The following is an 11,884-nucleotide window of genomic DNA, read 5'->3' on the forward strand; positions in this document are numbered from 1 at the left end:
GGTGTGCGCGTGGTCAGACGCTCCGGCGGGCGACGAGGAGGAGGTACTCCCACCGCATCACCCCGGCCTTCAGATGCCGCCCGGCCAGCTCGGCGAGGTCACGGTCGAGGGCGGCGGCCCGTTCCGCATCAGCGGCGATCGCCCGGTACACGGCGACCGTCGGCCCGTAGTGGGTCTTGAAGTAGTCGCGGAACGCCTCGGGGCTGGCGAACTGATCCACCACGACGGTCTCGCGGCGCGTGACGACGTCGGTGACCCGGTCGGAGAGCAGCGCCCGGACATGGTCCTCGCGGCCCCACAGCGGCGCGGGCTGCGCACCTGGCGGCGGTGAAGCGTACGGCTTCATGGCCGCGAACATCTGCCCGATGAATCCCTCCGGTGTCCAGTTGAGCAGGCCGACCGTGCCGCCGGGACGGCAGACGCGGACCAGCTCGTCGGCGCTGGCCTGGTGCCGGGGAGCGAACATCACGCCCACGCAGGACAGGACCCGGTCGAACTCGCCGTCGGCGTAGGGCAGCGCCTCGGCGTCGGCCTGCTCCCACCGCAGCTGCGCGCCGCGCCCGGCGGCGCGTTCCTCCCCGGCCGCCAACAGTTCGGGCGTCAGGTCCGAGGCCACCACCCGCGCTCCGGCGAGCGCCGCCGGGATGGCGGCGTTGCCGCTGCCGGCGGCCACGTCCAGGACCCGGTCACCCGGCTGCACACCGGCCGCCCGGACCAGGATCGCGCCCAGCTCCGGGATGATCTCCTCGGCCACCGTCGGATAGCTTCCCAGCGCCCACATCTGCCGGAGCCGGGCCTTCACGGCACGGTCCATCTCCATGGCCTCGGTCTGTGCCGTCATCACGTCTCCTCCGCGTCGTCCTCCGTTGCCTCCGACGGTAGGAAAAGGCGACGGGCACACCTAGTACGAGATGTGTACCGCTGCGGCCTGGATCCTCGTCAGGGTGGCGGCGGGGGCATAACGTGCAGACCATGGGCGCCTCGTACCACCAGTTCTGCCCGGTTGCGAAGGCCATGGAACTACTCGACGAACGGTGGACGCTGCTGGTCGTGCGGGAGTTGGTGAGCGGCTCGGAGCGCTTCAACGAGCTGCGCCGGGGCCTGCCCCGGATGTCACCCACCCTGCTGTCCCGGCGGCTGCACCAACTCGTCCGGGCGGGCGTGGTGGAACGGCACGTCGACGGCACCGACGTGCGGTACGTCCCGACCGCCGCCGGTCGGGAGCTGCGGCCGGTGCTCGAGGCGCTCGGCGCGTGGGGTGTCCGATGGATCGGTGAGCTGGGCGACGAGGACCTCGACCCGAAGCTGCTGCTGTGGGACATGCACCGCAATGTCGACCACCGAGCCGTGCCCGCCGGCCGGACGGTCGTCCACTTCCGCTTCCGGGGCGTGCCGGCCAACGCCCGGGACTGGTGGCTCGTCATCACCGGCGCCGACGCCGACGTCTGCGACGTGGACCCGGGGCACGCCGTCGCCGTGACGGTGACCGCGAGCCTGCGCGGTCTGGTGGAGGTGTGGCGGGGTGACCGGACCTGGTCGGAGGCGTTGCGTGGGGGTGCGGTGGAGGTGTCCGGCCCGGAGGCGCTCCGGCGTGCCCTGCCCCGGTGGTTCACGCTCTCCGGGTTCGCCACGGTGCCCCGACCGGCACCACCGGCCTGATCCCCGCTGCCCGCGGCAGGAGGGGCTGTCCCGTACGGAACAGCCCCTCCTGCCGCGGAACGTGCGCCGGGTGGGTCAGTGCACGGTGACGGTGGCGCCGGGAAGCATGTCCCGCAGCTCCTCGGGGATCTCGGCGCCCATCTCGTCGGCGATCCGCAGCGCCTCCTCGATCAGCGTCTCGACGATCTGCGCCTCGGGGACGGTCTTGACGACCTGGCCCTTGACGAAGATCTGGCCCTTGCCGTTGCCGGAGGCGACGCCGAGGTCGGCCTCGCGGGCCTCGCCCGGGCCGTTCACGACGCAGCCCATGACGGCGACGCGCAGCGGCACCGGCAGCCCCTCGAGGCCGGCGGTGACCTCCTCGGCGAGCTTGTACACGTCCACCTGGGCCCGGCCGCAGGACGGGCAGGAGACGATCTCCAGGCCGCGCTCCCGCAGGCCCAGCGACTCCAGGATCTGGTTGCCGACCTTGATCTCCTCCACCGGAGGGGCGGAGAGGGACACGCGGATGGTGTCGCCGATCCCCTCGGCCAGCAGCGCGCCGAACGCGACCGCCGACTTGATGGTGCCCTGGAAGGCGGGGCCCGCCTCGGTGACGCCCAGGTGCAGCGGGTAGTCGCACTGCGCGGCGAGCTGGCGGTACGCCCGGATCATCACGACCGGGTCGTTGTGCTTCACGGAGATCTTGATGTCGCGGAAGCCGTGCTCCTCGAACAGCGAGCACTCCCACAGCGCCGACTCGACCAGCGCCTCGGCGGTGGCCTTGCCGTACTTGGCGAGCAGCCGCTTGTCCAGCGAGCCGGCGTTGACGCCGATGCGGATCGGCACGCCCGCGTCGCCGGCGGCCTTGGCGATCTCCTTGACCTTGTCGTCGAACTGCCGGATGTTGCCCGGGTTGACCCGGACGGCGGCGCAGCCCGCGTCGATGGCGGCGAAGACGTACTTCGGCTGGAAGTGGATGTCGGCGATGACCGGGATCTGCGACTTCTTCGCGATCGCCGGCAGCGCCTCCACGTCGTCCTGGCTGGGTACGGCGACCCGGACGATCTGGCAGCCGGACGCGGTCAGCTCGGCGATCTGCTGGAGCGTCGCGTTGACGTCGGAGGTGAGGGTCGTGGTCATGGACTGCACGGAGACCGGCGCGCCGCCGCCGACCGGCACCGAGCCGACCATGATCTGGCGGCTCGCCCGGCGCGGCGCGAGCGGCGGGGGCGGTACGGCGGGGATACCGAGACTGACAGCGGTCACTTCAGGCACTCACCTTGAGAAGAGCGTGATGGGGTTGACGACGTCCGCGGTGATGGTCAGCAGCGTGAACGCGCCACCGATCAGGATCACCGCGTACGTGAAGGGCATGAGCTTGAGGTAGTCGACGCGCCCCGGGTCGGGGCGGCGCAGCCGGGCGTAGAGCCAGGAGCGGGCCCGCTCGAACCAGGCGATGGCGATGTGACCGCCGTCCAGTGGGAGCAGCGGCAGCAGGTTGAACACGCCGATGAAGAAGTTCAGCGATACGAAGAGCATGAAGAACAGCAGCCAGGCCTCGTTCTCGACGGCCTCGCCGCCGAGCCGGCTGGCGCCGACCACGCTGATCGGGGTGTCGATGTCACGCTCGCCGCCGGTGATGGCGGTCCACAGGGCGGGGACCTTCTCCGGGATGCGCTTCAGCGCCTCGTACGTGTTGACCGCCATGTCACCGGTGAAGTCGGCGGTGGCGCCGACGGCGGCGACCGGGCCGTACTCGATCCGGGTGGGGGTGCTGGGAACCAGGCCGACGCCGAGCGCGGCGACCGCCGTGACGGCGCCCTTGGGGTCGTCCAGCGGCGGGCGCTGGGTCTGCGCGAGCACCGTGCTGGTCGTGGCCGACTGGCCGTCGCGGACGTACGCGATCTTGGCGGTGTCGCCCGGCTTGAGCGAGCGCAGCGTGGTGAGCAGCTCGCCGTAGTTGGCGATCGGCGTGCCGTTGATCGAGGTGATCCGGTCGCCGGCGCGCAGCTGCGCCTGGGCGGCCGGGCTGGCCGCGTCGGCGGCGGTGCACTCGCGCACCGCGTTCTCCGGGACCACGCACTCCGAGAGCTGGATGACCGCCGGCTCCTGGCGGATCTCCGCCTCGGTGCTGGGGAAGTTCGGATTCGGCAGGCCGGCGGTGATCGCGATGATCCACAGGGCGCCCACGGCGAGGATGAAGTGGGTCACCGAGCCCGCGGACATCACGATCGTCCGCTTCCAGACCGGGTAGCGCCACATCGCCCGGGGCTCGTCGGCCGGGTCGACGTCGTCGTCCTGCGGCGTCATCCCGACGATCTTGCAGAAGCCGCCGAGCGGGATGCCCTTGACGCCGTACTCGGTCTCGCCCCGCCGGAACGACCACAGGGTCGGGCCGAAGCCGACGAAGTAGCGGGTGACCTTCATGCCGAAGGCCTTCGCGGTGAGCATGTGCCCCGCCTCGTGCAGGCTCACCGAGATGAGGATCGCGAGGGCGAAGAGCGTCACCCCGAGCAGGTATGCCATCAAGCTCCTTCCACCGAACCCGCGATGATCTCCTGAGCGTGCGCGCGCGCCCACGACTCCGCCGCGAGCACGTCCTCGACGGTACCTGGTTCGGCGAAGTCGGGAGCGTCCTCCACCACGCGCTGGAGGGTGTCGACGATGCCCAGGAAGGGCAGCCGGCCCGCCACGAACGCCGCCACGCACTCCTCGTTCGCCGCGTTGTAGATCGCCGGCCGGCACCGGCCCGCCTCGCCGGCCGCCTTGGCCAGCGCGACGGCCGGGAACGCCTCGTCGTCCAGGGGCGCGAACTCCCAGGTGTGGGCCTTTGTCCAGTCCACCGCCGAGGCGGCGTCGGCCACCCGGTCCGGCCAGCCGATGCCGAGCGCGATCGGCAGGCGCATGTCCGGTGGGCTGGCCTGGGCGATGGTGGAGCCGTCGACGAACTCGACCATCGAGTGGATCACCGACTGCGGGTGCACCATCACGGTGATGTCGGCGTACGGCACGTCGAACAGTTCGTGCGCCTCGATCACCTCCAGCGCCTTGTTGACCATGGTCGCGGAGTTGATCGTGACGACCGGGCCCATGTTCCACGTCGGGTGCGCGAGCGCCTGCTCGGGTGTGACCCGGGTCAACTCGTCCCGCCGCTTCCCCCGGAACGGCCCGCCGCTGGCGGTGACCACCAACCGCCGCACCTCGGCCCGCGAGCCCGAACGCAGGCACTGGGCCAGCGCCGAGTGCTCCGAGTCCACCGGGACGATCTGCCCCGGCCGCGTCACCGCCGCCCTGACCAGGGGGCCGCCCGCGACGAGGGACTCCTTGTTGGCGAGCGCGAGCGTACGACCGGCGCGCAGCGCCGCCAGCGTCGGCGCGAGCCCGAGCGAGCCGACCACCCCGTTGAGGACGACGTCACAGGGCCACTGCGCCAACTCGGTCATCGCGTCCGGCCCGGCCACGATCTTGGGAAGCTTGAAGTCGCCGGTGGCCCAGCCGCGCCGGCTCGCCTCCGCGTAGAAGGCGAGCTGCAGGTCCTGCGCGGCGGACGCCTTCGCCACGCCGACCGCCTCCACGCCGAGTTCGAGGGCCTGGGCGGCGAGCAGCTCGACGTTGCCGCCGCCGGCGCCGAGCGCCACCACCCGGAACCGGTCCGGGTTGCGGCGCACGATGTCGATGGCCTGCGTACCGATCGAGCCGGTGGAACCGAGCAGGACGAGGTCCCGGGGAGAAGTCACGCGGCCATTCTTCCCCAGCGTCCTGAACGCCCGCCGGGAGCCTCAGTCCTCGGTGTGTGGTGCTTCCGGCGCTGCTTCCGCGCCCGACATGATCGACTCGACATCCGTGACGTCGGGGTGTCCGGGTGAGGTCGTCAGCCCGACATCAATGACGACGAGTGGATCATGCCCGAGGGGGCGCGTCCAGGGCGAACGTCTCCACCTCCGTGCCGCCGTACCAGTCGGTGCGCCGGCCGACGTGCGTCATCCCGAGCCGCCGGCACACCGCCATCGACGCCTCGTTGCCGGGCGCGACCACCGCGTACACCCGTGAATCGCCGGCGGCGAACGCCCGGTCGAGAACCGCACGCGCCGCCTCGGTGGCGTACCCGTGTCCCCAGGAGTCCGGGTGCAGGTGCCACCCGACCTCGATGTCCTCCGTGAATGTCACGCCGTCGCCGCCCGGCAGGGGCTTCACCAGCACGCTCCCCACGACCGGCCCGTCGTCGCGCACCTCGACCGCCCAGATGCCATACCGGCCGGCGTACGGCGCGTACCGCTCGCGCCACGAGCTCAGCCGCTCGGCGGCCTCGGCCGGGTCGGTCAGCCGCCCCTTGCCGCCGCCCAGCCAGCGCATGACCTCGGGCCGCGAGTAGATGTCGAAGATCCGCTCCAGGTCGGCGGGAGTGTCGGTCCAGTCACGGATCACGAGGCGTTCGGTGGTGACTACGGTCATGGCGGGCGATCTTAATGAGTGGCCGGCGACGGGAGGGGGAACAGGAACGCGGTGGGCAGCGGATGGCAGCGGACGAAGCGGATCACCAGTGCCGCGTTCCGTCCGGTACGCGGACGGGACCTGTCGCTGCACGCCGCCGCGATCACCTTCTACGCGGCGATCGCCGTGGTGCCGGTGGCGCTGCTGGCGATCTGGCTGACCGCGCTGGTGGCGGGCGGGGACCGGGTCCGCCGGCTCACGTCGTACGCGGTGGACACGCTGCCGGACGCGATCGGTGCGCCGCACGCGGTGGCCGCGCTGGTCGAGGCGGGAGTGGGGTTGACCCCGCTGCTGGCGCTGGCGTCGCTGCTGCCGGCGTCGCTCTACGGCGAGGGGCTGCGCCGGGCGTTCGTCTCGGTGGCCCTGCCGCGCAGCGACGAGTCGCTGGTGGGCTGGCGGGGCCGGTTGCTGCTGCTCCCGCTCCTGGCACCCGCCCCGGCGCTGCTGTTCTCGATCCTGCTGGCGCTGCCCACCACGACCGGGCTGGTTCGTCAGGGCGGCTGGATCGGCGCGCTCGGGGTGGTGCTGTCGTTCCTGGGGGTGTGGCTGGTGCTCACCCCGGTGCTGCTGTGGGTGTTCCGGGTGGTCGGGCCGGCCTCGCCGGACTGGCTGTCGACCCTGGGCGTGGGGTCGTTCACGGCCGCGAACCTGTCCGGCTTCCTGCACGGCTTCGTGCTGTTCGCGTCGCTGCCGATCGACCTGGGGGTGCCGTTCGGCGGCTTCACCGAGATCGGGGCGGGGGTGGCGGTGCTGCTCTGGCTGTACCTGTTCCACGTGATCGTCCTGGCCGGCTACTCCGCCACCCTGGCCCTGTCCCGCTGGCGCGCCGCCCGCGCCACTCCCGCCCCGCCCTCCGCCACCGAAGGTTGATCAAGAGGTTTGCGTCAGAGGCAGCATGCCGGCTGACGCAAACCTCTTGATCAACCGGCTAAGAGGGACACTATCCAGTGAGCGCGGGGTGGCGGGGGGCCGGCTGGGGTTCGGTGGTCTCGCGGATGCCGTACCGGCGGTAGACGCGGCCCAGCGGCCCCGGCGCCCACCAGTTCCACCGGCCGAGCAGCCGCATCGTCGCCGGGACCAGCAGCGCCCGGACCAGCGTCGCGTCCACCACGATGGCCACGATCATGCCGACGCCGATCAGCTTGATGTACGACATCGAGCCGGTGGCGAAGCCGGCCACCACGATGATCAGCAGCAGCGCGGCGGCGGTGATGATCCGGCCGGTGGCCTGGAGGCCGGCGGTCACCGCGGCGGTGTTGTCGCCGGTGCGGTCCCACTCCTCGCGGACCCGGGACAGCAGGAACACCTCGTAGTCGGTGGCCAGACCGAACAGCAGGGCCAGCATGAGGATCGGGTTGCTGGGTTCGATGAAGCCGGTCGCGGTGAAGCCGAGCAGGTCGGCGAAGTTCCCGTCCTGGAAGATCCAGACCACCACGCCGAACGACGCGCCGATCGAGATCACGTTCATCAGCACCGCCTTGACCGGCAGCACCACCGAACCGAACGCGAGGAAGAGCAGCACCAGCGTCGCGGCGGCCATCAGCAGGGCCATCCAGGGCAACCGGTCGCCGAGGCTGTCCAGCAGGTCCCGGTCGGCGGCGGGCCGACCCCCGACGAGCACCTCAGACCCGTCCGGTGCGGGCAGCGCGCGCACCGCGCGGACGATGTCCTGGGCCACGTCCCCGGTCGGCTCGCCCGGATAGCCCACGGTCAGCAGCGTCGAGGCGTCGCGGCTGGCCACCACCTGCACGCCGGTGACGCCCGGGACCGCGGCGATCCGGTCGGCGAACCCCTGGGCCCGCGTCGGGTCGGCACCGGACACCAGGACGTCGATCGGGGCGACGGTGGCGCCGGGGAACTCGTCGGCGATCCGCTCGGAGACCACCCGGGGCGCGGCGTCCGCCGGCAGAACCCGCTCGTCGAAGCCACCGAACTCCATCCGCAGCGACGGCACCGCCAGCAGCCCGAGCAGGAGCACGACCCCGACCAGGTAGCGCACCGGACGCCGCATCACGCTCCGCGCGATCCGGGCCCAGGCGCCGCCGGTCTCCCCCGCCGCCGGCCGCCCGCTCCGCGCACCACGCCGCCACGGCATCGGTACGCGGACAGCGTCGATCCTCCTGCCGAGCACCGCGAGCAGGGCCGGCAGCACGGTGAGCGCCGCGAGCATGGCGACCAGCACGGCGGCCATCCCGCCCAGCCCCATCGAGCGCAGGAACGCCTGCGGGAAGATCAGCAGGCTGCCCATGGCGAGCGCGATGGTGAGGCCGGAGACCAGGACGGTACGACCGGCGGTGGCCATGGTCCGCCGGATCGCGGCGGCGGTGTCGTGGCCGGCGGCCAGCTCTTCGCGGAAGCGGCTGACCACGAACAGGGCGTAGTCGACGGCCATGCCGAGCCCGATCAGCGTGATGATGTTGATGGCGAAGATCGACACGTCGGTGACGAGGTTGACCAGGCGGACGGCGACCAACGCGCCGAGGATCGCCAACCCGCCGACCAGCAGCGGGGTCGCTGCCGCGACGAGGCCCCCGAAGATCAGCACGAGCAGCACCAGCAGCACCGGCATGGAGAGGATCTCCGCCCGAGTGATGTCCTCGGTGGTGCGGGTGTTCGCCTCGTGGAGGAACGCCACCGTGCCGCCGACCTCGGTCCGCAGACCGGGCGCGTCGAGTGCCGGGCGCAACGCCTCGTACGCCTCGGCCTTGCCGTCCTCGTCGGAGGCGCGGAGCTGGACCGCCGCGTAGGTGGCCCGGCGGTCGGCCGAGACCAGACCGGGGGCCGGCGTGTCGTACCAGGTGACGACGCTGGTCACCTCGGCCCGCCCGCGCAGCCCGGCGACGGTCGCGGCGACCGGGTCCCGGAAGGCCGGCTGGTCCACGGTCGTCGCGTCGCTGGACCAGAGCACGACCAGGTCCGCGCCCTGCGGACCCAGCTCGGCGGTGATCCGCTCGGCGGCACGGCTGGACTCGCTCGCCGGGTCGTCGAAACCGCCCCCGGTCAGCTGACCGAAGACGCCGGCCCCCCAGGTCGCCCCGACCGCGACCAGCACCAGGGCGGCGGCCAGCACCGCCCAGCGGAACCGCACCACCACCCGTCCCCACCAGGCGAACATTCGCTTCCCCCTCCACCGACGGCTAAGCTGTAACCATCGCTCATTTAAGTGAACGCCGTTAACTATTGCAACGGCGTTCGCTCCAGTCAAGGGGGTTCGCCGGATGACCGCACCGTCCCGCCGGGAGCGCCTGCGTACGGCGACCGTCGCCGAGATCAAGGGTGGCGCCCGGCGGCTGCTGGTCGACGGCGGCGTGGAGGCGGTTTCGCTGCGCGCCATCGCCCGCGACATGGGCATGACCGCCCCGGCCATCTACCGGTACTTCCCCAGCCTGGAGGCCCTGGTCGGCGCGCTAGCCGGCGACCTGTACGAGGAGTTGACCGCCCTCCTGAAGGCGGCCCGGGACGGCGCCGGCGAGGACGAGGTGGCCCAACTGCTCGCCATGTCGCGCGCCTTCCGGGCCTGGTCGGTGGCACATCCCGCCGAGTTCGGGCTGATCTTCGGTGCGCCGGTGCCCGGCGTGACCACCTTCGTCGCCGACTGCACCGACGCCGACCACCCCGGCGCCCGCTTCGGCGCGGTTTTCGTGCAGCCGCTGGTCGAGCTGTGGCACCGCTCCCCGTTCCCCACTCCCCCGGCCGAGGTCCTCGAACGACACCTGGGCGGCCGGCTGGAACCGCTGCGCCAGAGCCACGGTGCGGTGCCGATGGAGGTGGCCTGGGCGTTCCTGTCCGGCTGGACCCGCATCTACGGCCTCATCGCCATGGAGGTCTTCGACCAGATCAGCTGGGCGATGAACGACCCCGAACACCTCTTCGAACTGGAACTCACCACCTTCGCCACCCAACTCAACCCCACCTGACCCCCAGGCTCCAACCCGGTGATCATGAAGTTGACGGGTGGAGCAGAGATCGAACACCCGCCAACTTCATGATCGAGCGGTCCGTCGGGGGGTGACCCAGGGGCGGGGAGGGGTTAGGTTCGGCGGCATGGGTGAGCAGGGGCTGCCGGAGCGGGTGGACGTCGTCGTCGTCGGTGCGGGGCACAACGGGCTGGTGTCCGCGATCATGCTCGCGCGCGCCGGGTTGGACGTGCTGGTGCTGGAGGCGGCCGACGTGATCGGCGGAGCGACGCGCACCGAGAACCCGTTCCCGAAGGTGCCCGAGCTGCGCCACTCCACCGGTTCCTACCTGCTCGGCCTCATGCCGCCCGAACTGCTCGCCACGCTCGACGTGACGATCCCGGTGCTGCGGCGAGACCCGCACTACTTCCTGCCCACCCCGGGCGGCCCCGGGTCGCCGTACCTGCTGATGGGCAGCGACCACGCCACGACCCGGCGCCAGCTCGCGGAGTTCTTCTCCCCCGCCGACGTGGCCGCCGACGACGCGCTCCAGGCCGAGCTGGCCGCCCTCCGCGAGGACCTCGCGCCCGCCTGGCTGTCGGAGCCGCTGCCGGTGGAGGAGACCGCCGAGCGGTACGTGCGACCCGCGCTGCGGCAGGTCTTCGTCGACCTGGTCCGCGGGTCGGTCGCCGACCACCTGGCCCGCTTCGAGTTCCGCTCCGAACTGCTGGTCAGCATGTACGCGGTCACCGACGGCCTCTCCGGCCTCAACGCCGGCCCCGACGACCCGGGCACCGGGCACAACTTCCTGGTGCACAACATGTGCCGCCTGCCCGGCGCCGACGGCACCTGGATGATCGCCAGGGGCGGCATGGGCACGGTGTCGGGCACCTTCGCCGACGCCGCCCGGGCCGCCGGCGCGCGGATCCTCAGCGGTACGCCGGTTGAGGCGATCACCCTGGACGGCGGCGCGGCCGGCGGCGTGGTGCTGGCCGACGGCCGGCAGGTGTCCGCCGAGGTGGTGCTCGGGGCCTGCGACCCGTACCGGCTGATGGAGCTGCTGCCCGACGGCGCGCTGCCGGCCCCCCTGGGCGAACGGATGGCGGCGGTCCGCCGCCCCGGCACCACGCTGAAGCTCAACCTGGCGCTGACCGGCCTGCCGCGCTTCTCCTGCCTGCCCGCCGACGCCCCGAGCCCCTTCGGCTCGACGATCCACCTGCTGCCCGGCTCGGCGTCCCTGGTCGGCTCGGGCGGCGGCTCGCCGATGGCGGCACTGCGCGCGATGTGGGCCGACGTGCAGGCCGGGCGGCTGCCCGAGGAGCCGACGATCGAGTGGTACCTGCACACCACCGTCGACCCGTCGCTGTCCGACCCCGCCGGGCACCACTCGTCGGCGCTGTTCGTGCAGTCCGTGCCGTACGCGCCGGCCGGCACGACGTGGGACGAGGCCCTGCCCGGGTACGTGGACAAGCTGATCGCCATCTGCGAGCGGTACGCCCCGGGCACCGGCGACCTGATCGCCGACGCGGTGCCGCTGCCCCCGCCCGGTATCGAGGCGCACTTCGGCATCACCGGCGGGCACATCCACCACGTCGACAACACCGTCTCGTTCACCGACCGCATGCCGTACGCGACCGGGGTCGACGGCGTGTACGCGGGCAGCGCCGGCTGCCACCCGGCGGGCAGCGTGATCGGCGCCGCCGGTCACAACGCCGCCCGGCGCATCCTCGCCGACCTGGGCCGGTAAGGAAGGGCCCCTTATTAGTGAGCGTTTGAGAAGTGGGTTGGTTCGGCGGCGTGTCGTGTTGGAGGTAAGGGAAGGCCCTCGGTAGGTCCGGTGGTGTCGAGCCAACCGT

At 72.1% G+C, this 11,884-nt stretch carries 10 protein-coding genes; 4 read left to right on the plus strand and 6 right to left on the minus strand.

Annotated elements, in window-relative coordinates; all coding sequences use genetic code 11:
• Positions 1–13: 13 nt before the first annotated feature.
• Positions 14–841: a class I SAM-dependent methyltransferase gene (locus ACIBR0_RS09295; RefSeq protein WP_396713784.1), complete on the minus strand. Its 828-nt coding sequence runs from the start codon at positions 839–841 to the stop codon at positions 14–16.
• Between the two features lie 131 nt (positions 842–972).
• Here ACIBR0_RS09295 and ACIBR0_RS09300 point away from each other — a divergent pair, with 131 nt between their 5' ends.
• Positions 973–1,659 (plus strand): winged helix-turn-helix transcriptional regulator, encoded by a 687-nt coding sequence (locus tag ACIBR0_RS09300; RefSeq protein WP_396713786.1) that lies wholly within the window; start codon positions 973–975, stop codon positions 1,657–1,659.
• Positions 1,660–1,734: 75 nt separating this feature from the next.
• Here the strand turns inward: ACIBR0_RS09300 and ispG are convergent, their stop codons facing one another.
• From ispG to ACIBR0_RS09320, 4 genes are all read right to left on the minus strand, one after another.
• Positions 1,735–2,907 carry a flavodoxin-dependent (E)-4-hydroxy-3-methylbut-2-enyl-diphosphate synthase gene (gene ispG / locus ACIBR0_RS09305; RefSeq protein ID WP_357030345.1) on the minus strand — a complete coding sequence of 391 codons (1,173 nt, stop codon included), beginning with the start codon at positions 2,905–2,907 and terminating at the stop codon, positions 1,735–1,737.
• Positions 2,908–2,916: 9 nt separating this feature from the next.
• Complete coding sequence (locus ACIBR0_RS09310) at positions 2,917–4,167, minus strand: M50 family metallopeptidase (protein WP_396713788.1); 1,251 nt, start codon at positions 4,165–4,167, stop codon at positions 2,917–2,919.
• On the minus strand, positions 4,167–5,378 hold the full coding sequence (gene dxr / locus ACIBR0_RS09315; protein ID WP_396713790.1) for a 1-deoxy-D-xylulose-5-phosphate reductoisomerase: 1,212 nt from the start codon (positions 5,376–5,378) through the stop codon (positions 4,167–4,169). The genes ACIBR0_RS09310 and dxr overlap by 1 nt, the downstream gene beginning before the upstream one ends.
• A gap of 163 nt (positions 5,379–5,541) precedes the next feature.
• The gene (locus ACIBR0_RS09320) at positions 5,542–6,093 is read right to left on the minus strand and encodes a GNAT family N-acetyltransferase (RefSeq protein ID WP_396713792.1); all 552 of its coding nucleotides are present in this window, start codon (positions 6,091–6,093) and stop codon (positions 5,542–5,544) included.
• 51 nt (positions 6,094–6,144) lie between these two features.
• Between ACIBR0_RS09320 and ACIBR0_RS09325 the strand changes: the two genes are divergently transcribed.
• Positions 6,145–7,002, plus strand: coding sequence for a YhjD/YihY/BrkB family envelope integrity protein (locus ACIBR0_RS09325; protein ID WP_357030353.1), 858 nt, complete (start codon positions 6,145–6,147; stop codon positions 7,000–7,002).
• A gap of 70 nt (positions 7,003–7,072) precedes the next feature.
• On the opposite strand, the gene ACIBR0_RS09330 is transcribed toward ACIBR0_RS09325, so the two are convergent.
• Positions 7,073–9,247, minus strand: coding sequence for an MMPL family transporter (locus ACIBR0_RS09330; RefSeq protein ID WP_396713795.1), 2,175 nt, complete (start codon positions 9,245–9,247; stop codon positions 7,073–7,075).
• Between the two features lie 103 nt (positions 9,248–9,350).
• On the opposite strand from ACIBR0_RS09330, the gene ACIBR0_RS09335 reads away from it, so the two are divergent.
• Both ACIBR0_RS09335 and ACIBR0_RS09340 read left to right on the plus strand, forming a co-directional pair.
• Positions 9,351–10,049 carry a TetR/AcrR family transcriptional regulator gene (locus tag ACIBR0_RS09335; RefSeq protein ID WP_396713797.1) on the plus strand — a complete coding sequence of 233 codons (699 nt, stop codon included), beginning with the start codon at positions 9,351–9,353 and terminating at the stop codon, positions 10,047–10,049.
• Positions 10,050–10,176: 127 nt separating this feature from the next.
• On the plus strand, positions 10,177–11,775 hold the full coding sequence (locus ACIBR0_RS09340; protein ID WP_396713799.1) for a phytoene desaturase family protein: 1,599 nt from the start codon (positions 10,177–10,179) through the stop codon (positions 11,773–11,775).
• The last annotated feature ends 109 nt before the right edge of the window (positions 11,776–11,884 follow it).

The organism is Micromonospora sp. NPDC049497 (assembly GCF_044465805.1).
Lineage (GTDB): Bacteria > Actinomycetota > Actinomycetes > Mycobacteriales > Micromonosporaceae > Micromonospora.